This window comes from Kiritimatiellia bacterium, assembly GCA_018001225.1.
Taxonomy (GTDB): Bacteria; Verrucomicrobiota; Kiritimatiellia; order CAIQIC01; family JAGNIJ01; genus JAGNIJ01.
Genome location: JAGNIJ010000002.1, coordinates 17,142 through 43,460, shown reverse-complemented (window position 1 = coordinate 43,460; position 26,319 = coordinate 17,142). Strand labels below are relative to the sequence as shown.

Annotated in this window: 23 protein-coding genes; 9 read left to right on the top strand and 14 right to left on the bottom strand. The window is 67.4% G+C overall.

Annotated elements, in window-relative coordinates:
* The first annotated feature begins 91 nt into the window (after positions 1-91).
* The 5 genes from wecB (at position 92) to KA248_01445 (ending at position 5,180) form a co-directional block, all read left to right on the top strand.
* Positions 92-1,201: a UDP-N-acetylglucosamine 2-epimerase (non-hydrolyzing) gene (gene wecB / locus KA248_01465; protein ID MBP7828565.1), complete on the top strand. Its 1,110-nt coding sequence runs from the start codon at positions 92-94 to the stop codon at positions 1,199-1,201.
* Between the two features lies 1 nt (position 1,202).
* Complete coding sequence (locus KA248_01460) at positions 1,203-2,189, top strand: GDP-mannose 4,6-dehydratase (protein MBP7828564.1); 987 nt, start codon at positions 1,203-1,205, stop codon at positions 2,187-2,189.
* Complete coding sequence (locus KA248_01455; protein MBP7828563.1) at positions 2,186-3,172, top strand: NAD-dependent epimerase/dehydratase family protein; 987 nt, start codon at positions 2,186-2,188, stop codon at positions 3,170-3,172. The genes KA248_01460 and KA248_01455 overlap by 4 nt, the downstream gene beginning before the upstream one ends.
* Positions 3,169-3,933, top strand: coding sequence for a glycosyltransferase family 2 protein (locus KA248_01450; protein MBP7828562.1), 765 nt, complete (start codon positions 3,169-3,171; stop codon positions 3,931-3,933). Before KA248_01455 ends, KA248_01450 begins: the two co-directional genes overlap by 4 nt.
* Positions 3,934-4,172: 239 nt before the next feature.
* Positions 4,173-5,180: a glycosyltransferase family 4 protein gene (locus KA248_01445; GenBank protein MBP7828561.1), complete on the top strand. Its 1,008-nt coding sequence runs from the start codon at positions 4,173-4,175 to the stop codon at positions 5,178-5,180.
* On the opposite strand, the gene KA248_01440 is transcribed toward KA248_01445, so the two are convergent.
* The 6 genes from KA248_01440 to KA248_01415 form a co-directional block, all read right to left on the bottom strand.
* A complete protein-coding gene (locus KA248_01440; GenBank protein MBP7828560.1) occupies positions 5,147-5,977 on the bottom strand; it encodes an FkbM family methyltransferase in 831 nt (276 codons plus the stop codon). The two genes, KA248_01445 and KA248_01440, sit on opposite strands and share 34 nt — an antisense overlap.
* An 88-nt stretch (positions 5,978-6,065) precedes the next feature.
* The gene (locus KA248_01435) at positions 6,066-6,959 is read right to left on the bottom strand and encodes a leucine-rich repeat domain-containing protein (protein ID MBP7828559.1); all 894 of its coding nucleotides are present in this window, start codon (positions 6,957-6,959) and stop codon (positions 6,066-6,068) included.
* A 43-nt stretch (positions 6,960-7,002) separates the two neighbouring features.
* Entirely contained in the window at positions 7,003-7,725 is a 723-nt protein-coding gene (locus KA248_01430) for a class I SAM-dependent methyltransferase (GenBank protein ID MBP7828558.1), read from the bottom strand.
* 76 nt (positions 7,726-7,801) lie between these two features.
* Positions 7,802-9,109 (bottom strand): glycosyltransferase family 4 protein, encoded by a 1,308-nt coding sequence (locus KA248_01425; GenBank protein ID MBP7828557.1) that lies wholly within the window; start codon positions 9,107-9,109, stop codon positions 7,802-7,804.
* 296 nt (positions 9,110-9,405) lie between these two features.
* Complete coding sequence (locus KA248_01420; GenBank protein MBP7828556.1) at positions 9,406-10,983, bottom strand: hypothetical protein; 1,578 nt, start codon at positions 10,981-10,983, stop codon at positions 9,406-9,408.
* A 116-nt stretch (positions 10,984-11,099) separates the two neighbouring features.
* The gene (locus KA248_01415; protein MBP7828555.1) at positions 11,100-12,113 is read right to left on the bottom strand and encodes a flippase-like domain-containing protein; all 1,014 of its coding nucleotides are present in this window, start codon (positions 12,111-12,113) and stop codon (positions 11,100-11,102) included.
* Between the two features lie 150 nt (positions 12,114-12,263).
* Between KA248_01415 and KA248_01410 the strand changes: the two genes are divergently transcribed.
* Entirely contained in the window at positions 12,264-13,658 is a 1,395-nt protein-coding gene (locus KA248_01410) for an MBOAT family protein (GenBank protein MBP7828554.1), read from the top strand.
* Entirely contained in the window at positions 13,633-14,643 is a 1,011-nt protein-coding gene (locus KA248_01405; GenBank protein MBP7828553.1) for a hypothetical protein, read from the top strand. The genes KA248_01410 and KA248_01405 overlap by 26 nt, the downstream gene beginning before the upstream one ends.
* Before the next feature lie 140 nt (positions 14,644-14,783).
* Here KA248_01405 and KA248_01400 read toward each other — a convergent pair whose 3' ends face one another.
* The 6 genes from KA248_01400 to KA248_01375 all read right to left on the bottom strand — a co-directional run bounded on the left by KA248_01400 (position 14,784) and on the right by KA248_01375 (position 21,334).
* Positions 14,784-15,512, bottom strand: coding sequence for a glycosyltransferase family 2 protein (locus KA248_01400; protein ID MBP7828552.1), 729 nt, complete (start codon positions 15,510-15,512; stop codon positions 14,784-14,786).
* Complete coding sequence (locus tag KA248_01395; protein ID MBP7828551.1) at positions 15,505-16,455, bottom strand: NAD-dependent epimerase/dehydratase family protein; 951 nt, start codon at positions 16,453-16,455, stop codon at positions 15,505-15,507. The genes KA248_01400 and KA248_01395 overlap by 8 nt, the downstream gene beginning before the upstream one ends.
* Positions 16,456-16,540: 85 nt before the next feature.
* Positions 16,541-17,581 carry a glycosyltransferase family 2 protein gene (locus tag KA248_01390; protein MBP7828550.1) on the bottom strand — a complete coding sequence of 347 codons (1,041 nt, stop codon included), beginning with the start codon at positions 17,579-17,581 and terminating at the stop codon, positions 16,541-16,543.
* Positions 17,578-19,212 (bottom strand): hypothetical protein, encoded by a 1,635-nt coding sequence (locus KA248_01385; protein ID MBP7828549.1) that lies wholly within the window; start codon positions 19,210-19,212, stop codon positions 17,578-17,580. Before KA248_01385 ends, KA248_01390 begins: the two co-directional genes overlap by 4 nt.
* 112 nt (positions 19,213-19,324) lie before the next feature.
* Positions 19,325-20,494, bottom strand: coding sequence for a glycosyltransferase (locus KA248_01380; protein MBP7828548.1), 1,170 nt, complete (start codon positions 20,492-20,494; stop codon positions 19,325-19,327).
* Positions 20,495-20,728: 234 nt separating this feature from the next.
* A complete protein-coding gene (locus KA248_01375) occupies positions 20,729-21,334 on the bottom strand; it encodes a methyltransferase domain-containing protein (protein MBP7828547.1) in 606 nt (201 codons plus the stop codon).
* Positions 21,335-21,438: 104 nt separating this feature from the next.
* Here KA248_01375 and KA248_01370 point away from each other — a divergent pair, with 104 nt between their 5' ends.
* Complete coding sequence (locus KA248_01370; protein MBP7828546.1) at positions 21,439-22,821, top strand: FAD-dependent oxidoreductase; 1,383 nt, start codon at positions 21,439-21,441, stop codon at positions 22,819-22,821.
* A gap of 129 nt (positions 22,822-22,950) precedes the next feature.
* Entirely contained in the window at positions 22,951-23,919 is a 969-nt protein-coding gene (locus KA248_01365; GenBank protein ID MBP7828545.1) for a hypothetical protein, read from the top strand.
* A gap of 6 nt (positions 23,920-23,925) precedes the next feature.
* On the opposite strand, the gene KA248_01360 is transcribed toward KA248_01365, so the two are convergent.
* Together KA248_01360 and KA248_01355 are read right to left on the bottom strand one after the other, a co-directional pair.
* Positions 23,926-25,353, bottom strand: a complete 1,428-nt coding sequence (locus tag KA248_01360; protein ID MBP7828544.1) for an FAD-dependent oxidoreductase — start codon at positions 25,351-25,353, stop codon at positions 23,926-23,928.
* Positions 25,354-25,382: 29 nt separating this feature from the next.
* Positions 25,383-26,315, bottom strand: a complete 933-nt coding sequence (locus KA248_01355; protein ID MBP7828543.1) for a glycosyltransferase — start codon at positions 26,313-26,315, stop codon at positions 25,383-25,385.
* Between the last annotated feature and the right edge of the window lie 4 nt (positions 26,316-26,319).

Below are 26,319 nucleotides of genomic sequence, written 5' to 3'. Positions count from 1 at the left end.
GCTTCCCTCGCGGAAACGGCCTGTATATCGTGGCCCACATTCGCCGTGGCGCGGAGCGCCGGCCCAGTGAAGCAGGGCCCGTTAAGGCAACATGAAACACATCGTGACCATCGTCGGGGCCCGGCCGCAGTTCATCAAGGCCGCGCCCGTCTGCTGGGCCCTGCGCCAGACATGCCGGGAAACCCTGGTCCATACCGGGCAGCACTATGACGACAACATGTCGCGCCGCTTCTTCGAGGAACTGCGCATCCCGGCGCCCGAGTACAACCTGCGGGTGGGCTCCGGCCCGCACGGCGCGCAGACCGCGGCCATGCTCCAGGGCATCGAGGAGGTTCTACTCCGGGAGAAGCCGGATCTCGTCCTGGTCTACGGCGACACGAACAGCACGCTGGCCGGCGCCCTGGCCGCGTGCAAGCTCCGCGTGCCCCTGGCGCACGTGGAGGCCGGCCTGCGCTCGTACAACCGGGCCATGCCGGAGGAACACAACCGCGTGCTGACGGACCACTGCGCGGACCTGCTTTTCTGCCCGACCGAAACCGCGCGGGCCAACCTGGAACGGGAAGGCGTCACCCGGGGCGTCCACGTGGTGGGCGACACCATGTACGACGCCGTTCTTCATTTCGCCGAGGCCGCGCGCCGGCGCCCCTCCGTGGCCGGGACGCTGGGCCTGCGCGACACGTCGTTCGCGCTGGTCACGCTGCATCGGGCCGGCAACGTGGATGATGAACCCACGCTCACCCGCCTGCTCCAGGCCCTGGCCCGGATCGAGCGGCCCGTGATATTCCCGGTCCACCCGCGAACGCGGGAGCGCATGCGGGCGCTCCACGACCGGGTCTTCCCCTCCGGCGCCCCCTCGCACCTGCACGTCATCGACCCCGTCGGGTACCTGGACATGCTGAAGCTCGAACAGGACGCCTCGGTCGTTCTCACGGATTCCGGCGGCATTCAAAAAGAGGCTTTCTTCCTCGAAACCCCCTGTATAACGTTGCGCCGGGAAACGGAATGGACGGAGACCGTCGCGACCGGCTGGAACCGGCTGGCCGGGGACACCCTCGCCGAGTTGCCGGAACTCGTCGCGTCCGCGCGGCGTCCCGCCGCGAGGCCGCCGGCCCTGTTCGGCGACGGCCGCGCCGCGGAACGCATCGCGGAGCGGCTGCAGTCCGCGACGCCGGGCGAGACCCGGCGGACGGGTTCGGATTGACATGAAGATTCTGATCACAGGCGCGGCCGGATTCATCGGCTCCAACCTGACGCTGGCCCTGCTGAAGCGGGGTTACTCGGTCATCGGGCTGGACAACCTTTCCCAGGGCCGGATGGACCATCTCGCCGCGTGCCGGGACGATCCGCGCTTCAAGTTTGTCCAGGGCGACGTCCGCGACGGAGCGGCGGTCCGGGAACAGGTGGGGGCCGCCGATGCCGTCTTCCATCTCGCGGCGTACAAGATTCCCCGCTACGGCAACGCGATGGACACGCTGCGGATCAACACCCACGGCACGCGCCAGATCCTGGAGGCCGCGGCGCAGCGGGGCTGCCGCGTGATCTTCGCCTCCACGTCCGACTGCTACGGCCGGAACCCGCACATCCCCTTCCATGAGCACAGCGACTTGTGGATGGGGCCGAGCACCGTGAAGCGATGGGCGTATGCCATCTCGAAAATGTACGACGAGCACCTCTGCCACGCCCTGATGGACGAAAAAAAACTGCGCTTCACCGTCGTCCGTTTCTTCGGCGGGTACGGCCCCCACCAGCACCTGTCCTGGTGGGGCGGCCCCCAGTCGGTCTTCATTGACGCCGCCCTGCGCGGCCACCCCATGGACATCCACGGGGACGGACAGCAGACGCGCAGCTTCACGTACATTGACGACCACGTGAACGGGCTGATCCTGTGCCTCGAGCGCGAGGAGGCGTGCCACCAGGTCTTCAACCTGGGCAACACGCGGGAGATCAGCATCCAGGACCTGGCCCTCCTGGTCTGGCGCCTGGCCGGCTCGGGGGAGCCGCAGTTGAAGCGCATTTCCTACCGGAGCTTCGGCAAGTACGAGGACGTCATGCGGCGCGTGCCGGACATCTCCAAGGCCCGCGCGCTGCTCGGGTTCGAGCCGAAGACGGACTTGGAGGAGGGACTGCGCGTCACGATTGACTGGCAGCGGCGCGTGACGCGCGACCTCCCGCGAAAGGAGCCGGCATGAGCGCGGCCACCGCCTGCATCACCGGCGTGGCCGGGTTCCTCGGCTCGCGCCTGGCCGCCCGCCTGCTGGCCGACGGCTTCGCGGTGACCGGTCTGGACAACCTTTCGCACGGCGTCCGGGACCGGTTGGCGCCGCTGGCGGCGCGCCCGGCGTTCACCTTCGTCGAAGGCGATGTCCGCGACCCGGCGGCCATGGCCCGGGCGGCGGCCGGCGCCCGCCACCTCCTTCATTTCGCCGAGGTGAAAATCCCTCGCTTCGGGGGCGCCCTGGAAACGCTGGAGGTTAATCTCGAGGGAACCGAACAGGCCCTGGAAGCGGCCCGGCGGGAAGGCGCCCGCTTTGTCTTCGGCTCGACCGACGAGGTCTACGGGAAGAACCCGGACGAGACCCTGCACGAGGAAAGCGCGCTCGTCATGGGCCGGACCGATTCGCGGCGGTGGAGCTACGGGACGTCCAAGTTGATGGGCGAGCAACTGGCGCTGGCCTTCGCCGACGAGCACCAGGTCCCGGTGTCCATCCTTCGCTACTTCGGGTTGTACGGCCCGGGACAATCCGCTGGGCTCGGAGGCGGGCCCCAATCGATCTTCGTCGCGGCGGCCCTGGCCGGGGAGGTCCTCCCGATCCACGGCGACGGGCTCCAGGTCCGGACATTCACGCACATCGACGACGCGGTCGAAGGCACACGGCTGGCCATGGAGAGCGAGTATCCCCGCGGGGAAATCCTGAACATCGCCGGCACGGAACACATCAGCATCATCAATCTGGCCTACATGGTCTGGCGGTTGAGCGGGCGCCGCGATAAGCCCCGGCTCGAGTTCGTGCCCTACACCGACTTCTCCGCGCACTACGAGGACGTGCCGCGTCGCGTCGCCGACATCGCCAAGGCCCGCTACCTGCTGGGCTTCAACCCCAGGATCTCCATGGAGGCCGGCTTCGCCGAGACCGTGCGCGCCGCGCCCCGTCACCCGGAGCCCTCCCTGTGACCCCCGCCCCTCCACCCACCCTGTGGTTCGCGACCCTCGCATTCAACGAGGAAGAAAACATCGGCCGCCTGCTGGACAACCTTGCCGGCCTTGCGCCGACGGGGTACGCGCCGCGGGTGCTGCTGGTCAACGACGGCAGCACGGACCGCACCCGGGAAACGGCCCTCTCCCGCGCCGACCGCCTCCCGGTCGAGGTCGTGGACCATCCCCGGAACCTGGGCGTCGGCCAGGGGTTCCGCACGGCCTTCGACGCCGCGCTGGCCCGGGGCCGCGAGGGCGATGTCATCGTCACGCTGGAGGCGGACAACACCAGCGCCCTGGAGGTCCTGCCCGCGATGCTCGACCAGCTCCGGGCCGGCAGCGACGTGGCCCTCGCCTCGTGCTACGCGCCGGGCGGCGGGATCAAGGGCACCACGCCGCTGCGCATGGCCTTGAGCAAGACCGCCAATTGGATCATCCGGACGGTCTACCGGGTCTCGGAAGTGAACACCTACAGTTCGTTCTACCGCGCCTACCGGTACCGCGCGCTGGAGGCGGCGACAAGAACCTACGGGGACCGCCTGATCGAGGAGCCGGGGTTCGTCTGCATGGTCGAACTCCTGGTCAAGCTCCACCGGATGGGCCTGAAAATCACCGAGGTGCCGATGGTGCTCGACGGGGCCCAACGGAAGGGCGCCAGCAAGATGAAGATCGCGCGCACCCTGAAAGGCTACGCACGCTTTGCCCTCCGGGACCTGTTCCGGCGGCGGAAACCGCGCTGACCAACCCACCCCTACCTTCCCTCCGAAGGAGGGGGCTTTCCGATCTCCCCTCCCTCGGAGGGGTCGGGGGCGGGTTCTCCCCGACGTATCGCCCAATCCACCCACCCCTCTATCCCCTCCGAAGGAGGGGACGTATTCTTGCTCCCCTGCCGGGAGGGGACGGGTAAGAAACGTGCAACACGCGGTGGGAACATGCTATCACTTGGTCTCGGATGACTGTATCGTAGCGGGCACAGACCATGCGCATCGTATTGGCAGACCAGTACTATCCCCACCATAGCCGCCGGAGCGGGTACGGGGCGCTGGCAGCCTACGTTCCCGCGCGCGCGCTCCGGGCCGACCTCGTGCCCTGGGGGCGCGCCGCGGAAGGTTCACGCCGCTGGTGGATCAGCCGGAAACTGTTCGACGCCCGCGTGTTCCTGGCCGCCCTGCGCGCGGACGTGCTGCACCTGCTGTACTTCGAAAACCATCTCCGGGCGCTGCCCCGGCTGCTGCGGCGGCTCCGGCCGCGGCTGCGCCTGGTGGGCACGCTGCACCAGCCGGTGGAAGCGGAAGATCCCATCCGGGGCTGGGCGCGGCTTCGCCTCCTGGACGACATCATCACGCTCACGTCGGGCCAGGCGGAGGAAATCCGCGCGCGGCTGCCGGCCGCGCGCGTGCATTTCATCCCGCACGGCTTCGTGCCGCGTCCCGAGACCGGGACCGCGGGCGCGTGGCGAACGGAGCCGGCCCTCCAGGCGGTGACGGTGGGCGCCAACTACCGGGACTGGGACGCGCTGAAACAAATCATGGCCCTGGCCGCCGCTCGACGCGCCGACTGGCGTTTTCACCTGGTCGGCCTGCCGGAAACACAAAAGGCCTTGTTCCGTTCCCTGCCCAACGCCGTGGTCCACCCCCGGCTGGCGGAGGACGCGTACTTCGACCTGCTGGACCGCTGCCGCGCCCTGCTGTTGCCGATGGTGTTCGCCACCGCGAACAACGCCCTGCTGGAAGCCCATGCCGCCGGCCTGCCGGCCGTCTGCTCCGCCCTGCCCGGCGTCGCGGATTACGCGACGTCCACCACGCGCACGTTCACCACGCCGGAGGAGGCTGTCGCCCTGCTGGGCGCGGCGGCGGACGCGCCGCCGCCGGCGCACGAGGAAACAAGGAAGCGCACGGCCGCCGAAGGCCAACGGTTTTCCTGGGCAGCCCTCGCGCCGCGGATCCTGCAGGTTTACCGGACGGAGGACGAGAGCCGGCGACGGTAGGCCCGTTCGAAGCGGGCCAAGTGCCGCGCCAGGGCGGGCTCGGCCTCCGCCTCCACGGCGAAAAGATTCCCCGTCGAATCCGGGTCGGCGGGCCGGTCGCCGTAGCGGCGAAATCCCCGCCAGGCCGGCGGCACGCTGTAATCCGGGATGGGATCGAACTCGGACACCCACACCTTGTAGCCCTGCCGCGCGAGGTAATCCGCCATGTCGGTCATGCGGTATCCGAGCGGCACCGACTTGTGGTCGTCGTACTCGCACAGGATCAGGCGCGGCCGCATCCGCTCCCACGGCACGCCCTTGAGCACGAAGAGGTCGTAGCCTTCCGTATCGATCTTCAGGAAGTCCGGCGCGAGCGGCTCGGGGAACAGGTCGCCGAGCGTCCGCACGTCCACCGTAAACGCCGGCTCGTGGCCCGCGCCGAAGGGCGTCAGGCTTCCCAAGCCGGCGGACACCGTGCTGGCATAGAAGACCGCGCCGTCGCGGCGCTCGTTCGACACGGCATACGGCAGCACCGTCACCTGCGGAAATCCGGCCGTGACCCGTTCAAGAACCGTCCGGTTGGCGGGATTGGGCTCGAAAGCCCACACGCGCCAGCCGTCCCCCGCGAACACCCGCAGCGTGCTGCCGTGCGCGGCGCCGACATCGATCATCGTGCGCGTCCGCCCGTGGCGCTGGAGGAAATGGTAGGCGAGGACCGCCTCGCTGACGCCGCGCACGCGGGCCAGGAAAATCCCGTAGCGCACCGCGGCGGGCAGCCACCGCTTGTGCCGGTTGTACCAGTCCATCGGCAATTTCATATCCTGATCTCTCGAACACGTTACCGTTTGTGACCGAGCCGGGAACAACGCGGCTCCGGCCGTCCCGACCGCTTTCATCCCCGTTTTTTCAAGGCATGACGACACGGTAAAAGCGCGCGGGGTGGTTCGTCCACTCCTCGTCGTTGAAGACCTGGACGGCGCCGGCGGAAAAGACGTTGGTCCGGATCGGCGTCCACGGGCCGGAGGCCGGATCGGTGAGGGCTTCCACGACATAGGTCTCGCCCTCGAAGGCGGCCGCCGTGAAGGCCAGGCCATTGGAGGGTTCCGGCATGGCGGCGATCTCCCAGGCGGCGGCCGGGCGGCCGGAGTACGTATCGCCCCATCCGCCGGCCCCGGCCGGGTAGTAGATGTTGGGCGTGGAGTTCGAGAACAGGCCGTCGGAGAACAGGTCCCCGTACTCCGTCGGCGCGTCACCCCGGAAAAGCACGTTGGTCAGGCGCGCGCAGTCCACGAACACCTCATGGCCGAAAGAGCTGACGCTAGCGGGAATGACCACGCTGGGCAACCGGGCGCAGTTGGCGAACACGCCCTCGCCGAGCCAGGTCACGTTCGTCGAGAGCTTCACGCGCGTCAGGTTGATGCAGCTCGCAAACACGCCCGCGGGAAGCCGAGTCACGCCGTCGGGCACGACGGCGTTGGTCAGTTTATAGCAGAAATGGAACACAAAATTCCCCATGGTGGTCACGTTGCTGGGGATGTCGGCGCGGGCCAGGTTGCGGCAGTCCCAGAACGCCCCCTCCTCCAGGTTGGTGACGGTGTCCGGGATCGAGACACCGGTCAGTCTCCGGCAGTCAAAGAACGAATACCACCCGATGGCGGTCACAGGATACCCCTCGATCGTCGCCGGGATCTCGAGGAATCCCTCCGCATTGGTGGCGCACTCGGTAATGGTGACTTTGTTGTCGGCGATGGTGTATGACAACTGGCCGAACGAGCCGGCGGCCATCCAGAGCAACCACACTCCTGCCCCCAACCACCCGGCTCTTTTCGTTTTTTTCTGCATGTCATCCGGCCGCCGGGCCCGGCGCCGCGCCCGCCGGACCGGTCCGATTTTTTTTGGCGAGGACATAGTAGAACACCGCCAGGGCCGCCGGCGGCTCGCGTCGCTCCGCGTCCGACCGGCCGAGCAGGTTATTCCAAACCATGAACGGCGAAACCAGCGCCCGCAGCCGGGGATGCCGCTCCTGCCAGCGGCGCAGGTACAGGTTGCGCAGCAGGAAGTAGTTCATCCACGGCCCGCCGAGCTGCACCACGCGCGTCTCGGCGAAGGCGCGGAAGGTTTCGCGCAGGCCGTGCGGCGTCCAGCGCCAATAGTCGTGCGGCTCGCCGTGCAATTCCCACACGCCGTGCGTGCCGAGCAGCACCAGCCCTTCCGGCTTGACCACGCGGAACATCTCCGCGACGGCCGCGCGGTAGTCCCGGACGTGCTCCAGCATCGCGTTGGAGAACACGAGATCGAACTGGTCATCCGCGAAAGGCATCGCCTCCGCCGAGGCCACGACCTGCACCGCCGGGCCGGGCTTCAAGTCCAGGCCCACGTAGTCCCGGGCATGGCCTTCCAGGACCGGGCGCCAGGCTCCGGTGCCGCTGCCGACATCCAGCACCCGCCGCGCGGCGCGCGGCGGCCCCAGCTCCTCCTCCAGCAGCCGCGCCACCAGGCGGCGGCCGAAGCGCTGCCCGAGATAATCGAAACGGTACAGATGAAAGCTGTCGTTTAGGTCGGTCATACATCCTTACACCCGCCACGTAGCCGCCGCCGTAAGGCGGTGGCCGGCTCGCGCGCGGGCATGTAATCACATTCCGTCAGACCCTGTCATCGTTTTTCGCCACGCGCTCGTACACGGCCCGCAGTTTCCGGGCGCTGTTTTCCCAGCCGGCGGCGGCCAGGACGGCGCGGCGATTCCACGCCCCCAGCTCCCGGCGGAGCGCGGGATCCCGCGCGAGCGCCAGCAGGGCCGCGGCCATCGCGTCGGCGTCGCCGATCGGCACGACGAGGCCGCCGGGAGCGATACGGGATGCGAGGTTCGGGATGCGAGGTTCGGGATACGGGGAGCCCGGCACGAAGTCCCCTAACTCGTCTTCCGATCGCGCATCCCGCATCGTGTATCCCGTATCCGGCATTCCGCACGTGTCCCGGCGAAGCCCGGCGAAGCCGGATCCCGCATCCCCGATCAGCCCCGGCACCCATTCCGTGTCCGTCACGACCAGGGGCAGGCCCGCGGCCATGGCCTCCAGGGCGGCGAAGCAGTAGGACTCGTACACGCTGGAAATCACCTTGATGTCGGCGGCGGCGTAGACCGCGGGCAGGTCGTTATGCCGCACCTCGCCCAGGAACAGCGTCCGATCCTGGGCCCCCTCCTGCCGGCACTGGCGACGGGTCGCCTGCTCCAGCGGGCCGCTGCCGGCCAGCACCAGGAAGGCGCGGGGCTCCTGCGCCAGGACACGGCCGAAGGCGCGGATCAGCATGGCGTGATCCTTGACGGCCTGGTAACGGGCGACGAGGAGAATGACCAGGTCGTCGTCGGACAAGCCGTGCTGCCGCCGGAAGCCCGACGGCCGCGGGGCAAAGAACTCCGTGTCCACCGCGTTGGGCACATCCACGGCGTCGGGGCGGGGCCCCAAGGCCAGCTTCGCAAGCGTCGTGCCGCTGGCCACCACGGCATCGGCGTACCGGATGCCGTCGAAGGGATCGTAGTAATCCGGGGCGGTCAGGCGCAGCACCATCGGCTTCGGGAAGCCCCGCTCCTTGGCGTCCCGGACGAGGCCCGGCAGTTCGCAGAGCTGGATGACGTCGTACGCGGCGCCCTCGCGGAGCAGCCAGCGCAGGGCCGCGCGTTCGAACAGGCGGATATCCGCCATGCGCACCCGCCAGCCGGCGCGGACCCTGTCCCAGGGGAACCAGCCCAGCCAGGGCGTGCGGACGTGATGCAGTCGGCGCGGCGCGAGGTTTTCGGCGGCAAGGCCGGTGCGGACGCCCCCGAGCAGGGGAAGCCCGGCCAAGTAGTCCACCCGGCAGTCCATGGCGGCGAGGTGCCGCCCGATTTCGAGATCGAACGTCTCCCCGCCCCCGCGGACGAGGGACAGCATGCGGTTGATCAAGAGGATGCGCATCGGGGAAGAGGGTTCGGGGTTCAGGATGCGGGATCGATCCCGAACGCGTTCACTGCCGGTCCATGGTCTGTGGTCTACGGTCTGTGGTCTTTAGTCTCGGGATGCGGAGAGTTGTTTTAGAGGGAAGGGAATCCAGCCCCGGGCATGGGGCGGTCGAAACACCACCGCGTGTTCAATCCCCAAGGCCATCTTATTTCCTGTACGCGCTGTCTTCCATGGCTTCATGGCACCTCCGGCCGCAGGCGGGGCCAGGGGACAACACCAAAGCCGACGGGACACGCGCCGGGTCCGCGCTCTCACTTGGACCCGACGGCCGCCGCCCACACGTCCAGCACGTAGACCCGGTCCAGGGGCGCGTCGTGGACGACATCGGGCGCGCCGCGGTCGTGCCAGACCAGGCGGTCTCCCTCGATCCGGGCGCCGTTTTCGACATCGTGAACCACCAGGAGCGGCGGGTTCCACTCGCCCACGAGCCTCCAGACCATGCCGCGCGGCACCATGCTGCGCAGCAGCAGGGCGTTCTGATAAAGGGCCCACGTATGCACTTCGGCGCCGATCGGAGCCAGCAAGCCACGGGTCAGGCGCTGGCGAAGCGCCCGCGTGTCCACCAGCACGGCGGCCTGGTCTTTCCACTCGGGCTGGGTTTGTTGGAGATGCTGGTAAATCCGTCGGTCAAAGACGCCGACCTGGCGGAAGCTCTCCGTGGTTCCCTGGTTCGCCGCCATGGCGAGCAGCGCGGGAAGGAACAATACCGGCCCCCACTGGCGGATCGGCCAGCGATTCAGGCCCACCGCCAGCGCCAGGGTCAGGCCGAAGGCCGGCAGGATGTTCAGCCGCGAATCCACGTAGGCGATCAGGCAGACGGTGTACGCAGCGGCCGCCCAGAGCAGACCAAACGCCGCGGCCCGAACCGGCGGCACGCCGGCACGATCCGTCGCTTCCTCCTCCCCCGCCCGCCGCTTGAGCAACGCCCCCGCCGCCGCCAGCATCGCCACGCCCAGCATGACCAGCAGCCGCCGCGTCCAGGGCGCCAGCATCGCGAATCCGCGCAGCCCGTCCAGCCAGGCCCCGAACAGGTTGTCGCCCATCCACCAGTGCATGATCTGGCGAAGGTTCCACAGGGGCAACGTCCAGGAGGCGGAGGCCGTCATCTGCGGCGGGTAGCCCCAGAACGTGTTCAGGCCGAAGGAGTTGGTTACGCGCCAGGCCGCATAGAGCACGGCGATGACGCCCATCGGCGCCAAGCCGGTCAGGACGCGGCGAAGCTCCCGGCGATCGGACAGGAGGGTCAGGCCGGCCGCGGGCAGCAGAATGCCCTGCTCGTAGGAGAACAGGCCGACGGCATAGGCTACCGCGGACAGGGCGGCCCGCCACGCGCCGCCACGCCGGACGTAGGCCACCCCCATCCAGCCGCTCAAGGCATAAGGCAGCATCGCGCACGTCACCTGGTTGAGGATCTGCGTGGACCAGTGCCAGGTCTCCGTCAGGTTGGGCAACAGGACCAACAGGACGCCCTGGATCGCCGCCGTCCGCCAGCTCCGGGTCAGCTCCCACCCCATGAGCATGACGCACAGGATCATCAGGGAATGCGAGACCAGCGAGAGCGCCGTCCAGAGGCCGGAGCGGTCACCGAAGACGCGGTACACGATTTCCACGGCGGCCATGCTCAACGGCCGGTTGGGATCCGTCAACGCGGTCCGCACGGCATCCCCGTGCGTCGCGTAAAAGGAACTGCGGGCGTAATTGAACCAATCGTCCGCCACGAACACCGCTCGGGGCGACGGCAGGTAGCGGGATACGAACATGAGCGCCAGGACGGCCAGGACCACGGACGCGCCCCGGCGGTATTGGGGATGAGTTGTTGATTGGTTCATTGGAGGATTGGTTTATTGCTGAAGGCCGCAGACCACAGACCGTAGACTACAAACCAGAGACTGGCAGCGAACTCCGAATCCCGCATCTCGCATCCCATATCTTGTATCCCGCCCCTTCAGGTTTCAGGTTTCATCCCTCCGCCCTCATTCAGCCCTCCGTCCTGCAATCCCTTCAGACTAAGGCCTTTTTGAGCGAGGAAAAAGGAGCCCGCCACCACGTTGGCCAGCATGTTCAGCGCATGAGTCACGAGGGCATAGGCCAGGGCCGGTTCCTTCGCCACCCAGTGCGTCAGCGCCCAGACCGCCGCCCCGTGGTACACGCCGACATAGCCCGGCGAGGACGGGATGGCCGATCCCAGGTTGACGGACACGAGCACGAGGAGGCCCGCCACCCAGGGCGCATCAAGATGGAAGGCCCTGATCCAGATCAACGTCGCCAACCCGCCGCAAGTCCAGAGAGCCGCCGAGAGGCCGGCCACGGCGGCCAATCCGGCGGGCCGCCGGACCACCCCGGCCCCGCTGGCGAAGCCCAGGGCCAGGCCGACGACCCGCTCGACCAGCGGGCGCGGCAGCCAGCGCGCGAAGAAATCGGTGAGGCGATGGAGCCGGTCCTGGTTGAACGACAGGATCAACAGGCCTCCGAAAGCGACGAAGGCCAGGCCGATCATGACGGTCAAGGCCGTCTTCGTGGTCTCCGGGATCTCGACCAGCCGCGTCAGCGTCAGGGCCAGGACAATGGCGGCCAGCAGGTCGAACACCCGCTCCACGGCAATGCTGCCCATCGCGCGGCCGACGCCGAGGCCCTTCTGCCGTCCAATAAACGTGGCACGCGCCAGCTCCCCAAGCCGGAAGGGCAGCACCGTGTTGGCCAGGAAGCCGATGCAGATGTAGGCGAAGGTATCCCGCACGCGCAATCCCGGCGCCGGGTCCAGGAGCACGCGCCACCTCACCGCGGCGGCCACCCAGGCGCCCACCAGGACCGGCAGGCCGGCCAGCAAGCCGAGCGGGCTGGCCAGGCGCAAGGCCTGAAGCACTTCGGCCCATTCCACGTTGCGAAGGGCCAGCCAGAGAAAGACGGCGCTGATCAGCAAACCGAGGCCGAGGCGAATCTGGAAGCGAAGTCTGCTCATGGCGAAAAACAAGGCGGCCGGGGGAACCCGAGGTCCATCATTGACTTGGCCCGGGGGTCCGAATAGGTTTGTCCCTCTTTGTAAAAGCCGGGTCGGGATCGCTCCCGTGACAGGATTCAAGCATACCAGTTAGAGTACACGCAAAGGCCCATGCTTTTCAATTCGTTCATCTTCGTGTTCTTTTTCCTGGGCGTGTACACCCTGTACCGCCTGCTGCCTTTCCGGGCCCAGAACCTCCTGCTGCTGGCCGCCAGCTACTTTTTCTACGGCTACTGGGACTGGCGCTTCCTGATCCTGATCTGGCTGTCCTCCTCGATGGACTTCCTGGTCGCGCAGGCCGTCCACGACACGCCGGACCCGCGCCGCCGGCGGCGCCTGTTGATGGTGAGCGTCTGCGTCAACCTGGGCATCCTGTTCGTCTTCAAGTACTACGGATTCTTTTCGGAGAGCTTGCAGGCCCTGCTCTCCGCCTTCGGGCTGCACGTGTCCTGGAGCACGCTGCACATCGTGCTCCCGGTGGGCATCTCCTTCTACACGTTCCAGACCATGAGCTACACGCTCGACGTGTATCGCGGCCAGCTGGCGCCCACCCGCCACTACCTGAACTACCTCCTGTTCGTCTCTTTCTTCCCGCAACTGGTGGCCGGCCCCATCGAACGGGCCGGCAACCTGCTCGGCCAGGTCGAGCGGCCGCGCACGATTTCCCGGGACCACTGGCGCGAGGGCGCGTGGCTGATCCTTCTCGGCTACTACAAGAAAGTGGTCCTGGCGGACAACCTCGCCCCGTTTGCCAACGAGGTCTTCAACGCCCCCGGCGAGGCGTGCGGCCTGCAGGTGCTCGCCGGCCTGCTCGCGTTCGCCTTCCAGATCTACGGCGATTTTTCCGGCTATTCCGACATCGCGCGCGGCGTGGCCCGGCTCATGGGCTTCGACCTGATGCTGAATTTCCGCATGCCGTACTTCGCCGTCAACCCGAGCGACTTCTGGCGGCGCTGGCACATCAGCCTCTCCACCTGGCTGCGGGACTACCTCTATATCCCGCTCGGCGGCAACCGCGGCGGGGAGGTGCGGATGTACCGCAACCTGGCCCTGACCATGCTGCTCGGCGGATTATGGCACGGCGCGGCCTGGCATTTTGTCGCGTGGGGCGCGTACCACGGCCTGCTCCTGATCGCCTTCCGCGTCGCCGGGGTCCGCGAAACCCCGCGCAGCCGTCCCGCGCAGCTTTTCTCCATGGCGGGCTTCTTCGTGCTGACCCTGATCGGCTGGCTGCTCTTCCGGGCGAACCGGCTGGCGGATGTTCCGCTGCTGCTGCACCGGATGGTTCAGCCCTGGGCCTGGAACGGCAAGCTGATCCTGTTCTCGATCCTGTTGTTCGCCGGGCCGCTGCTGGTCCTGGAGTACTTCCAGGAGCGGAGCCGGGACATGCTGGCCGTCCTGCGGTGGCCGGTTGCGGTCCGGTGGCTGGTGTTTGCCGGGTTGCTGCTGGCCCTGGTTGTCTCCGGCGCCATGGAAACCTATGAATTCATCTACTTCCAGTTCTGACGCGCGCGGCGGCCTTCGCGGGCTGGCCCTCCCCGCCGCGGTGTTCCTTGCCGTGCTGGCGGCGGGCTCGCTTCTGCTGCGCGCAGTCTACACCGACTTCCCGGCGCCGTCCGTGTATGCCGAGGCCCGGCGCGCGATCGGGACGAATACCGAGTTGCTCGTGATCGGCAATTCGCTGACTACCATGGGGGTCCAGCCCTCGCGGTTGAGCCGGCGCGCCGTCAACCTCGCCGTGGACGGCGGGCACTACGAGATCATCGAGCTGATCCTCCGCCGCAACATCGACCGCGCCCCGAACGCCCGCTGGGCGCTGATCCAGCTCGATAACCTCTGCTACCTGTACGACCGGATGACCGAGGAGCGCGATTTCCGGCAACTCTACGAGATGGGCGTGCGGCGCCAGGACCTGGTGAAAGGCCCCGCGGCGTACGTCCGGCAATTCCTGACGGACAACTGGCTGCTCTACCCCATCTTCTTCCTGGACCGGCTCACACCCGCGAACCCGCCGGAGCGGCCGGGCCTTCGCCGCGAGCCCGGGTTCCAGAGTCGGACCTTCCGGCTGACCGACGCCATCCTGGCCGAGCGCAACCTGCTGGAGGACGAGTTCCTGCTCGAGTCGAAACGCAAGCCGCAGAACCGGGCGGCCCTGTTCCGCCTCATCGAGCGGGTCAAGGCCCGCGGGATGCAGCCCGTCTTCTTCCGGATGCCGCGCATGCCGGCGTACACCCGGGCGCGTTCGGCCGAATGGCTGGCCCGCGAGGAAGCGATGATCCAGTCCGTGCGCGAGCACGAGGGCGACGGGATGATCCTGCTCGACTTCCGGGACCGGCCCGGCCTGGACACCACGCACTTCAGCGATACCCGGCACCTGAACTACGTCGGCGCCGAGATTTTCACGCGGCGGCTGGACGAGGAGCTGTCTTCGCGCGTGCCGGGCTATGCCCGCGAACCCTCCGCGCCGCCGCCGGGAGAAGCCGCGCGCTGATCGTACACTTCCATGCCGGCGTGACGAAACGCACTTCCTGTTCGTGGCGCGGCCGGCAGGCCGCCGGGGGCCAAGCGAACCCGGCTTCGCCCGAGTCTACGCCGGGGCCGGCGCGGGCGGCGGCGGATCAAGGACGACGTTCAACCGAACCACAAGCGCCAGCGCAGGGCGAAGACCTGCCCCAGGTTGGACAGGATGGCCCGAAGGTTGTTGACCTTGGAATGCCCGCTCGCCCGCGGCCGAATGCCGGTTGGCTCGTTGACAATCCGGTATCCCTTGCGCAGGAAGCGCAGGATCAACTCCATCTGGACCATCCAGCCCCGGCCCGCGGACGTCAGCGGAAGGCCTTCCAGCAGCGCCCGCCGGAACATCATGATGCCCTGGAATTCCGGGAACCGGCCGAACAGCACCTTGTACAGCATTCGCTCCCCCCAGGAAAAGAAACGCGCCGCGAAAGAGCGGCTCTTCTTGTACTCGGGGATGCAGCCCAGGACCATGTCCGCGCGGTCGAAGAGGCGGACGAACTGCGGGATGATCCGCGCGTCGAACTGCCCGTCGGCGGGGAACAGGGTGACCAGATCCAGCGTCCCGCACGTGTAGCCATGCCGGTATACCGCGCCCAGGCCCAGATTGGTCGGATGCCGCAGCACGCGAACCCCGGCGATTTCCACGGCCAGCCGGTCGGCGATCGGCCCGCTGCCGTCCGTGCTGCCGTCGTCAATGATGACGATTTCAAACGGGTTCCCCATCCCCCGCAGCACGCCGTGGATCTCCCGCACGACCGACTCGAGGCTCGCCGCCTCGTTGTAGGTCATGATCGCGACCGTGACGCCCGGGGGCCGGGCCGCGCTCTCGGCGGCATCAGGCATTCCGGTAGTACTCCGCCGTGCGCGCGATGCCCTCGTCGAGGTCCACTTCCGCCTCGAAGCCGACCAGGTCGCGGGCCTTGCTCACGTTGGGGATGCGCAGTTCGACATCGGCGTAGTCCTTGTAGACAAACTCGATCTTCGACTTCGAGCCGAGCACGCGGATCACGGTGTTGGCCAGGCCGTAGATTGTCGTCACCGCGCGCTGGTTGCCGATGTTGAACGACTCGCCGATGGCCTTGGGATGCTCCAGGCAAAGCAGCGTGCCCCGGACCATGTCGTCCACGTAGCACCAGGCGCGGATCTGGGTGCCGTCGCCGTTGATCTGGATCGTCTCGTTTTTCAGCGCGCGGATCACGAACGTGCGCAGGGCTCCCTCGCCCACCTGGCCCGGCCCGTACACGTTGAACGGCCGCACGACGGTGACGGGCAGCCACTGGTCCTGGTAGTAGGCGATGGCCAGGTGCTCCTCGGCCAGCTTGCTCACGGCGTACGTCCACCGCGCTTCGCCGACCTTGCCGATGGAGGTCTTGTCCAGCTCCGACGACCGGAAGGCGTTGGTCCCGAACACCTCGCTCGTGGAGAAACAGACCACGCGGTCGCAATGCTCGAGCTTCGAGGCCGCCTCCAGCACGTTGGCGGAGCCGACCATGTTGACCCGCATCGTCTTGACCGTGTTCTTGACCACCGTGTCGATGCCGGCGATCGCCGCGCAGTGGACGACAAGGTCCGCGCCGGCCATGGCCTTCGCCAGGCTGTCGTAATCGAGCACGTCGCCGACGATGAGTTGGAGGTTCGGATGGTTCTTGTACGCCTGGGTCTGCAGCGCGTTGCGCGCCAGGTTGTCGTAGGCGACGATCTCGTTCTGCTCCACGAGGCGCCCGATCAGCGTCGAGCCGATGAAGCCCGCCCCGCCCGTGATGAAGATCTTTTTGCCTTTAATCATGATGCCGCTCCATGCCTGAAGTTCCGCCGCCGACCGGAAAAACCACCGGAGTTAACCACGAATGGACACCAATGGACACGAATATTTACACTGCATTCTTTTCATTTTTGCGTTCATTCTTGTCCCTTCGTGGTTGAACGGCATGGGCGTCCAACGCGGGACTGGACGCCATGAGCCCCAGTTCCACGAGCTGCCGCCAGTCCCGAAAGCGCTGCGAGCGATCGTTGGCCATCACGAAGGAGGGATGCTGCTCGATCATCCGCGCATAGGCCTTGTATTCCACCGCGCCGTTCCAGTGCACGCCGCGGGCCGCCTCGCGGACGGCGTTGGCATGGAAGTCCTGTAAAAACTTGAAGTGCATGAGCACGCCCTGCTCGGGGGCGATCCGCAAGCCCTCCACCGTGTGCAGCCCGAGCCGCAGGAAAACACCCTTGTGGTAGCGGAAAAAGGGATACTTCGAACACCCGAATTCCTCCCCGAACACCCGCTGCCGCACACCCCCGCACAGGACATGGGCAGGGGCCCGGTCGCTGAAAATTCCCCGGAAGGGCATTCGGGAATAGTTATCCGCGTCGAAACACATGGCGTGGGCCAGCAGGTCGTCGCCGGGCCGATACCGAAGCTCGTTGAGCGGGCCCGGGGGATACATGTCCAGGAACAGGCAGTGCAGGGCCTCGAACCCTTGCGCATCCAGGTACGCGGCGAAGCCGGGCAGGTCCAGGGTGTCCATGTGCGGGTACGCCAACAGCTCGTCCGCGTCCAGGACCAGGCACCACTGCCCGCACCCGAAGCGGCGCAGCAGGACTTCCAGCCACGCCAGGGCGCCGTGAAAATGCTCGTTCGTGGAAAACAGGTGGACCCGCTTGTCCTTGAGCAGGAATTCCACGGTGCCGTCGGTCGAGCCGTTGTCCACGATGAACGCCCGGCTCGCTCCCTTCGAGAAATGGTCATCCAGGACCGCGGGCAGCCGCAGGCTCTCGTTGCGCACCTCCATGAACAGGAGCACCTCGTCCTTGCGCGAGGCCGGGATCGGCGTGCCGGACCGGTAGCGAAGGCGCAGCGAGGAGACCGCCCGGCGCACGACCCGGTTCAGGCGGATTTTCGCTCTTTCAAGGAGGGCGCTCATTTCTCCGGGGCCACCCCGTCCGGCTCCCGGCGCAGCGTCCACACCCGCGTGACGGGCGCCTCCGTTTCATGGGCCAGGACCAGGTCATCGCGGTGCGAGTCAAACAACGCGCGGAACGCCCAGTGCCCTCCGCCGTAGGAGAACGACGTGCCCTCGTAGACCTTGAAGGCATCCTCCACCAGGGCCACCGGTCGGTCCTCGCTCAAGGCCGACAGGTGCCCCCACAAATCCATGCCGGGAAGAAACCCGGCATCATATCGCCAGCCTTGTCGACCGGTAATCAGGTACACGTGGGCCGGCGCCCGGCTGGCCACGAGCGTGTCCGGCGGCATGTTGGATGCCACCCAGAAGGCGGCCTCCACCATCCGGCCCCAGGCGTCGAAGTACTCGTTCTTGTAGGTGAAGTAGCGCTCCGGGGCCCAGGGGGCCATGCCCGCGCGCCCGCGCTCGCGGGAAAACTGCACGGCCGCCCCGTAGCCCGCGGTGGCGAGGGTGTATACGGCCAGCCACGCGGCCGGCAGCAGGGCCCAACGCAACCGGTCGGGGGCGGCCGCCGCGCGTCGCGCGCGCTGGATCACAACGACCCACAGGCCGAACCCCGTCGCCGTATACCAGGCCGCAAGCGGAAGGACGGGATAGATGTACCAGTGGCCTTGCGGCGGGAATGGCGGCGAGCAGATGATCAGCCAGTAGAAAAGGAAATACAGGGCCCGGAATCGCCACCGGAGCAGGTCCGCGACGAAGCCCGTCAGCAACGCCGCCAGCAGCAGCCATTGCAGCGGCAGGGCCAGGAACCCGAGTCGAAGCCACGACAGGACCCCGTCCTCTCCCCAGAAGCGGTACAAGAGGTTGGCGGGGACGAACCGGACAAAGTAGACGGGGAAAGCGTTCGCGATATCCGCCGGGATCCGGAGCCACGGGTAGGAGCCTCCGCCGTCGTGCCCGACGAGATTCGCCTCGAACCCGACGTACGCGTCCGCGTGCCCAGTCAGGACAAGGCTTCGAACCGTCCACGGCGCCGCGACCAGGACAAAGCCAAGGCCAAACACCAGCAGCGGCGCCCATCGCCGCCGCGGCAGCAGGACCAGGCCGCCCGCCGCCAACAGGGCCAATCCTGTTGCCCGAACCAAGTAGACGTACCCGGCCAGCATCCCGATCGCCAGGGCCCGTTTCCATGACCAGGTAGCCTCCTCCCGTTCCGCGACGGCCAGCGTCAGAAAGGAGAACGCGATGAACGTCATCTCCACCATGTACCAGCAGGACATCGTCAGGATGCCCGAGGTGAACATGGACGCGGCGGTCACGAGCCACGCCAGCAGGCGGCGTTGCCCGCCGGCCCGGTACGCCCAGGCAAACACCGCGACGCACCCGGCAACGAACATGAGCGAACCGAACACCTTCGCGGGCCCGACGCCCGCGCCGAACAGGAGCATCACCAGCGCCAGCCACAAGGGCTGTGCAGGCGGCGTCAGGGTTTCCGGGGGCGCATCGGGCAGAAACGCCTGCGTATACCCCCGGCCCTCTACCAGCGCCCTGGCCGTGCCGAAATAGCGCGCGTCGTCGCCGGTCCGCCACGTCATGCTGAAAAACCCGGCGGCCAGGAGCCCGGCCGCCAGAACCAGGAGCCACACGGGAAACCAAACGCTTTTGACGAATGCACGCATCACGATACGAATGTAGCCGCCGCCGCAAGGCGGTGGAAAGTCAGATCTGTCGGCAAGGGCCACGCCGTTACTGGCGCGGCTACACCCCCTTCGCCGGATCGGAAAGCCTGCCAGCCCCCAGGTCTCTTATCGCCGCCACCAGCGCCTGCTCCGTCACGGCCCGGCTGTACAAACGAATGCACTTCTCGCGGGCGGCCTCGCCCATCCGCCGCGCCTCGGCGGGATGATCGAGCACGTCGGCAATGGCCGCGGCCAGGGCGGCGGGGTCGTCGGGCGGGACCACCCGCCCGCAGCCTTCCAACACCAGCGGCAGGTCCGAGACCGCCGACCCGATCACCGGGCGCCCCATCGCCAGGGCCTCGAAGCTCTTGCACGGCATCTGCGTGCGGGCCAACAGATTGTCCTTGAGCGGGAGAACGATCAGGTCGGCCAGGCTCAAGAACTCCGGCATGCGCGCGGCGGGCTGGGGGCCCAGAGCGGTCAGATAGGTCCGATACGCCGGATCCGACTGAAGTTGTCGCACATGCTCGTTGACCGGACCCACGATCACGAACCGCGCGTCCGGGCGCCCCAACCGGACCAGGGCGTCCAGGATGACCTCGATCCCCTTGTGCGGCCGCACGACGCCGCCGAACACGATGCAGCGCAGGCCCTCGAGCCCGCATTCCTTTTTTAATGCCGCGGCCTGTTCCGGCGGGGAGGGCCTGAAGAAGTCCGTGTCCACGCCCATATGCACAATCCGCCCGCCGAACTTCCGCTGCAGCCACGTGCTGGTGGAGATCACCAGGTCGGCCCGGCGTATCATCCGCTCGATCCACGGGTGCCAGGGCTCCTCGAGCGGAAACCGCAGGTTGCGCAGCACGGATTTCCAGCGCGCGGCCTTCGGCAACTGGTAGAATAGCGCGCCGTCCCACTCGTCGAGATACACGACCACCTTCGCCCCGCGCCGCCGTTTTTCCCGCAGGGCCACGGGCACGGTATCGGCGAAGGCCTTCACGGCGACGATCACGTCGCCCGTCAGCGCGGCGCCCAGCCGGCGGGACTCCCACAGGAAATCGGGCAGGCGGTACAGGCGCGGCGCCGGCACGACCGTGTAGTCGAACGCCCCGCGGTACATCGGACAGACGCCATGCCCGAAGTCCGGCCCGACGATCTGTACCGGCAGGTGCCGCTGCAGCGTGCGGGCCAGGACAGTGACCGGCCCGAGCACGGGGCCGGAAATGTCGGGAACGAGAAAAGAGACGGTCATGAAGGGGGCCGCCGGCTATACCCATGAAACAGCCATCCATCCACCCACCCCCATATCCCTTCCGGAGGAGGGAGCTTACTCCTCTCCCCTCCCCGGGAGGGGCCGGGGGTGGGTCGCTTCGAAACAGCGTTCAATCCACCCACCCCTATATCCCCTCCGGAGGAGGGGACTTACTCATCTCCCCTCCCCGGGAAAGGCCGGGGGCGGGTTGAAAAAACCGTGGACGAATCCGGGTCATTCCTGCTTGCGCGCCAGCGCCCACACGCTGGCCGGGAAGGACGGATCGTTGCGCAGGGAATGCAGAACACCCCAGTACCCCCAGAACTTCCGGAAGTTCGCCAGGACGCATCGCTTGTTGCCCCAGCTCCCGGTGCGGATCGCGGCCAGGTCGAACCCGCATTCCTCCAGGAAGTACTTCATCCCCGTTTCCGTCCAGCGCGTGCAGTCGATCGGGCATTCGTGGATCTTGATGAGGAAGGGGGTCGTGATGAGGAAGTACCCGCCGGGTTTGAGCATCTGGTACACGTGGCGGCCGGCCCGGTACGGGTAGCGCAGGTGCTCGAAGACCTGCTCCGAGATGATCAGGTCAAAGCGCTCGGGCAGGATCCCCTCGCAGACGTCGAACTCGGGATAGTCTGCGGAACGGTAACTCTTGCAGGGAAGCTTGCGCCAGCCCCGCCCGGATATCTCCAGGACGTCCATAGAGGGCGTGTCGAGTTCGCCGATCCATTTTGCTGTCGTCTGGTTCATGACGTGGCGCACCCAGTGCTCGTCGCCGCCGCCGAATACTCGCCGCAGGATCGATTTCAGCCACTCCGCCGCCGATTTTCTTCCGCTCATGCTTTCCTCCGCCCAGCCGGACCCCGCCACGGCGTGGCGGCATTCGGGATTGGCTTGAACCGGCCGGGTTTGTATGATGCGCGTCCTGACGAGGACAAAGACGCATGCGCATTGTGATCATCGGGGCCGGCCCCTGCGGGCTCGGCGCGGCCCACCGGCTGCTGGAAAAGGGGCACGGCGACTTCGCCGTCTACGAACGGCGCCCGTACGTCGGCGGCCTGGCCGCGTCTTTCCGCGACGCCCGGGGCTTCACCTGGGATTTCGCCGTACACGTCGCGCATTCCCACTACCACTACATTGACCGGCTGATGGCCGGACTCCTGCCGGACGGCTTCTACCACCACGAACGCCGCTCCTGGGTGCGGGAATACCAGACCTTCATCCCCTACCCCTTCCAGTACAACATCCGGCACCTGCCCGCCGCCGCGCGTGACGAATGCCTCGCCGGCCTGCGGGAATTGAACACCGAACACCGAACACTGAACACTTCCGCTCCCAACAATTTCGAAGACTGGATCCTCGCCGGCTTCGGCCGCGGCATCGCGAAGCACTTCATGATCCCGTACAACCGGAAAATCTGGTCCACCGAGCCGCGCGACATGGGCTACCAGTGGATCGGCGACCGCGTGCCGACCCTCGACCTGGCCCGCGTCGAGCGCAACATCGCCGAGGGGCGCGACGACGTGTCGTGGGGCCCGAACCACACGTTCCAGTTCCCGAAGGAGGGCGGCACGGGCGCCATCTGGAACGCGCTGGCCGCGCGCATCCCGGCCGACCGGCTGCACCTTTCCCGCGGCCTGGTCCGCCTGGATCCGGATCGGCAACTCGCCTTCTTCGAGGACGGCACGGAGGAACGCTACGATGCGCTGATCTCCACCATGCCCCTCGTCCGCCTTGCCGGGCTCGTAGGCGACGCAGCCCTGGCCCGGCGGGCACGGCAGCTGCGGCACACGCACGTCCACGTCGTCGGCGCCGCGCCGTCCTTCCCCATCCCGGACAGCCTGCGGGACAAGACCTGGATCTATGTCCCCGAGGAGCAGCACGCCTTCTACCGCGTCACGCCCTTCTCCATCTTCTCGCCCGCGCACGTCCCCGACCCGACCCGCACCTGCTCGTTCCTGTGCGAAATCTCGCACCCGGGCGACGCCCCGATGAACTATCCCGACCCGGCCCCGGCGACCCTTCGCGGCTTGCGCGAAAGCGGCCTGCTGGAGGCCGACCCGGCGACCGCGCACCTCTTTCACATGCGCGAGGAATTCGGCTATCCCGTGCCCACGCTCGACCGCGACGCGATCCTGGACGACGTGCTTCCGGCCCTGGAGCAGCGGAACCTCTACAGCCGCGGCCGGTTCGGCGGCTGGAAGTACGAGGCGGCCAACATGGACCATTCCGTCATGCAGGGCGTCGAGGTCGTGGACCGGCTGCTCGAGGGCGTCCCCGAAGTCACGCTGCCCACGCCCAACGTCGTGAACGCGGGGAAGCGATGAGAGGAGAAAGAGGGTTCAGGGTTCAGGGTTCAGGATGTCGGGAGTCGAAATCATGATGACTACAAAACTATCGGTTTATTAGCAGCGCAAAGCGATCCTGAACCCTGACAACCGAACCCTGATCACTCCATGACTAAAATCCTCATGATCCTGACCAGCCACCGGCTGGACTGCTTCCGCCTGTGCATGGACCTGCTGGTCCGGGGCGGCTCGATCCGCTTTTTCGACCGCGTGGTCCTGCTGCTCAACGGCGTCGCCGGCCGCCACCTCCGCTACGTCGAGGCCCTCCAAACCGCGCACCCGGAAATCCCCTGGGATATCATCGCCGGGCCGCGCGGGCGGGGGTGGCGGATCTCCAACCTGCAAAACGACTGCGTGCGCCGCCATCCCGGCTCGCTCTACTTCAAGATCGACGAGGACACCTTCGTCTCGGCCGACTGGCCGCAGAAACTGCTGGCCGCCTACGAGGCCCACCGGGACGATCCCGCGCTCTCGCTGATCACCCCCGTGATCCCCAACAACGCACTCGGGACCTTTTACCTGCTGCACGCCTTCCCGGAGTTGGCGGAGGAATACACGCGTCGCTTCAACCAGCCGCTCACCCCCGACTTCAACGGCCCCGTGTGGTTCAATCCGCGTATCGCCGACTGGATCACCCGCGCGTTCCTCGACTTGCGCGAGGCCAACGACCGCCTCCGCCGCGCCGGGATTCCGGCCGTGAACGAGGCGGGGCTCGCGATCCCGCGCGGCGGGCCCTACGGCCGCTTCGCCTTCCGCTTCAGCATCAACTGCCTCTGCTACGACTACCGCCACTGGCAGGAGCTGGGCGGCATCCCGGAGTTCGACGAGATCGGCTGGGGCGACTGGATCGCGGCGCACCGGAAATACGCCGTTCTGGTTCCCGATGCCCTTGTGCACCACTACTCGTTCTTCGTCCAGCAGGATTGGCTCGACCGCACACCGCTGCTCGAAGACCTGCGCCGGGCCCAGCTGCCCGATACCCTGCGATGGACCGATCGCGGCCCGGCGCGCTGGGGCCGCATCGCGCGGCAGGTGCCCGGCGCCGTGGGACGGCGCCTGCGCGGCCGCGCGAAGTAGGCCCCGTTAGGGGTTCCGCCGGTTATTCACCACGTCCGGCGTGAACAACGTCGGCTCATATTCCGCGCCGCCGTCGGCCGCCAGTCGCTCGACGCACTCGTATCCCTGCGCGAAGCAATGATCCTGGTTGGCCACCTCGTACTTCCAGGCGCCGAACCGGCCGCGGCTGTAGATCCCGCGCGCCTCGAAGGCCCGCAGCAGCGGGTCTGCCACGGCGTCGCGGCCGAGGAACGGCGTGGGATAGGCCTGGGGCAGATACCGGTGGGCGGTGGATACAATCGCCGTGCGGTCCGGAAGCAGGCCGTCCTCGACCAGGGCGCGGAGGGTATCCTCGACCAGCGTCTCGCGCCGCACCGGCTTCGTCGCGCTCTCGGAAGTTTCGGTCATCAGGGACCACTGCTCCCCGGGGCGCGGCGCATTGTTCGGGCTGTAGTTGGTGAACACGGTCACGCGGTAGTAGGGATTGTGCGGCTCGGGGAAGTACATCCAGCACTTCGTCCGGAGGTGCTCCGGGACGTTCCCGGTCATACCGACGCCGACGACGTGTGTGCCCGAAAAGACCAGGCGGTCGGCTGCCGCGGCCTCCGCCACGCCGGGCGCCATCCGGACCAGGCGGTTGAGCGGCAGGGTCGAGATCAGCCGCTCGTACGACCATACGCGCCCGTCCGCCGTCGTCACCTGCCGCAGGTCCGGATCCAGGGCCGCGACCCGCGCGCCCAGGGTCACGCGCTCCGGCGGCAACCGCCGGCCCAGCGCCTCCCAGACGGCGCCCGTACCGCCGTACTTCGGGAACCGGAACGTCCGGTTCGGGCCCCAGGATACCTGGTCCTGCCCCGTCTCGATGGAGCGCATCACCGCCTTCAAATCGGGAACGGCCACCCGTTCGCCGATCCAGTGGTAATCCATCTGTTCCGGCGGCGTGGCCCAGACCTTGAAGTTGTACGGCAACAGGAACAGCCGCGCGATGCCCTCGCCGAACGTCGTGAGGATCCAGTCCCGGAAGGAGGAGGGCGGAGGGCGGAAACCTGAATCCTGAACCCCGAACCCTGAACGCTCTTCCCTTGCGGCTTTGCGCAGCCCCTCCACGCAGGCCTCCCGGTCCGCGGGGTCGAGGCGGTGCAGGTTGTTCTGGAACGGGTACGGGATGAATCGATTCTGCATCCAGACCCAGCTTTCCCGCTCGTGGCTGTACCAGCCGTCGGGGCCGAGGGCAAGGTCCATGTAGCGGTCGAAGGTCTCGTAGTGGGAGAACTGGACATGCCCGCCGAGGTCCCAGGTGAATCCCTGCTCGTCCACCCACGAGGAGGCCAGGCCGCCGAAACGGGGCTCCGCCTCGAGCAGGCGCCAGTCGAGGCCTTTTTCTTCAAGGCGCAACGACGCCCCCAGGCCGGTCGGACCGCCGCCAAGGATCAGGATATCGGATTGATTGCTCATGAATCCACTATGGATAGGAGAGAGAGGGTTCAGGGTTCAGGGTTCAGGGTCATGCGTTTTAGTACCGCGCGCGCCACCCACGCAGGGAACCGCAGGTCAAAGGGTCGGTGTCGCCAGCCCTGGACCGCAAAGTAGCCCACGCGTCCGGCCGCGCCCTGGTGGTAGTGGTGCTCGGCATTGATCCGGCAGGCCCGCGCGATCGCGCCGCGCATTTCCCGCCGGGACACCAGGCCTTCCCACAGCCCGCTCCGTTCAAGATCCAGCAGCGCGGGGACGTCTTCCGGGGTCCATTTCCACCGGCCCCGGCTCATGCCCTGCGGCCAGCGGCGGTACGAAGCCAGCGGCTCGGACAGGAAACCGAACCCGGCGGGATACGTACGCAGGATCGCGAAGTAATAGGGGTAATCGCTGTTCGCGGCCTTCAACGCCTTGGCGTCGCCGGCGTCCAGCCACACCCGGCCGCGTACCATGATGGTGCTGACGGTGATAAAGCAATGATGCAGCAGCTCGCGGGCACAGGGGCCCGTCGGCGGAATGGCCCCTTCGTGCCGGACCCCCTCTCGGCGCCCCTCGCCGTCTATGACCCACGCGGCGGTGTGGCTCAAGGGCAACTCCGGATGGGCCTCCATGAAGGCGACCTGCCGCTCCAGTTTGGCCGGCGCCCAGAGGTCATCCTGGTCAATAAGCGCCATGTACCGGCCCCGCGCCAGCGCCAGGCCCTCCGAGCGAGCCACCTCGCAGATGCCCGAGTTTGTGGACCGGCGCACCAGCTTCACCCGGCCCGAGAACGCTTGAATGACCTCGACCGAGGCATCCGTGGAGGCGTCGTCCACGATGATGAACTCGAAGTCCGCGCAGGTTTGCGCCAACACGCTTTCGATGGACTCCCGGATCGTCGCCGCACCGTTGTACACGGGCATGACGACACTGACGAGGGGCGTGGTTGTGGAATGAGATGACATTGGA

Excerpts from the sequence above, each read along its gene's own strand:
- wecB (MBP7828565.1), top strand. The coding sequence starts at position 92 with ATGAAACACATCGTGACCATCGTCGGGGCCCGGCCGCAGTTCATCAAG.
- KA248_01460 (MBP7828564.1), top strand. The coding sequence starts at position 1,203 with ATGAAGATTCTGATCACAGGCGCGGCCGGATTCATCGGCTCCAACCTG.
- KA248_01455 (MBP7828563.1), top strand. The coding sequence starts at position 2,186 with ATGAGCGCGGCCACCGCCTGCATCACCGGCGTGGCCGGGTTCCTCGGC.
- KA248_01445 (MBP7828561.1), top strand. The coding sequence starts at position 4,173 with ATGCGCATCGTATTGGCAGACCAGTACTATCCCCACCATAGCCGCCGG.
- KA248_01440 (MBP7828560.1), bottom strand. The coding sequence starts at position 5,977 with ATGAAATTGCCGATGGACTGGTACAACCGGCACAAGCGGTGGCTGCCC.
- KA248_01430 (MBP7828558.1), bottom strand. The coding sequence starts at position 7,725 with ATGACCGACCTAAACGACAGCTTTCATCTGTACCGTTTCGATTATCTC.
- KA248_01425 (MBP7828557.1), bottom strand. The coding sequence starts at position 9,109 with ATGCGCATCCTCTTGATCAACCGCATGCTGTCCCTCGTCCGCGGGGGC.
- KA248_01420 (MBP7828556.1), bottom strand. The coding sequence starts at position 10,983 with ATGAACCAATCAACAACTCATCCCCAATACCGCCGGGGCGCGTCCGTG.
- KA248_01415 (MBP7828555.1), bottom strand. The coding sequence starts at position 12,113 with ATGAGCAGACTTCGCTTCCAGATTCGCCTCGGCCTCGGTTTGCTGATC.
- KA248_01410 (MBP7828554.1), top strand. The coding sequence starts at position 12,264 with ATGCTTTTCAATTCGTTCATCTTCGTGTTCTTTTTCCTGGGCGTGTAC.
- KA248_01405 (MBP7828553.1), top strand. The coding sequence starts at position 13,633 with ATGAATTCATCTACTTCCAGTTCTGACGCGCGCGGCGGCCTTCGCGGG.
- KA248_01400 (MBP7828552.1), bottom strand. The coding sequence starts at position 15,512 with ATGCCTGATGCCGCCGAGAGCGCGGCCCGGCCCCCGGGCGTCACGGTC.
- KA248_01395 (MBP7828551.1), bottom strand. The coding sequence starts at position 16,455 with ATGATTAAAGGCAAAAAGATCTTCATCACGGGCGGGGCGGGCTTCATC.
- KA248_01390 (MBP7828550.1), bottom strand. The coding sequence starts at position 17,581 with ATGAGCGCCCTCCTTGAAAGAGCGAAAATCCGCCTGAACCGGGTCGTG.
- KA248_01380 (MBP7828548.1), bottom strand. The coding sequence starts at position 20,494 with ATGACCGTCTCTTTTCTCGTTCCCGACATTTCCGGCCCCGTGCTCGGG.
- KA248_01375 (MBP7828547.1), bottom strand. The coding sequence starts at position 21,334 with ATGAGCGGAAGAAAATCGGCGGCGGAGTGGCTGAAATCGATCCTGCGG.
- KA248_01370 (MBP7828546.1), top strand. The coding sequence starts at position 21,439 with ATGCGCATTGTGATCATCGGGGCCGGCCCCTGCGGGCTCGGCGCGGCC.
- KA248_01365 (MBP7828545.1), top strand. The coding sequence starts at position 22,951 with ATGACTAAAATCCTCATGATCCTGACCAGCCACCGGCTGGACTGCTTC.
- KA248_01360 (MBP7828544.1), bottom strand. The coding sequence starts at position 25,353 with ATGAGCAATCAATCCGATATCCTGATCCTTGGCGGCGGTCCGACCGGC.
- KA248_01355 (MBP7828543.1), bottom strand. The coding sequence starts at position 26,315 with ATGTCATCTCATTCCACAACCACGCCCCTCGTCAGTGTCGTCATGCCC.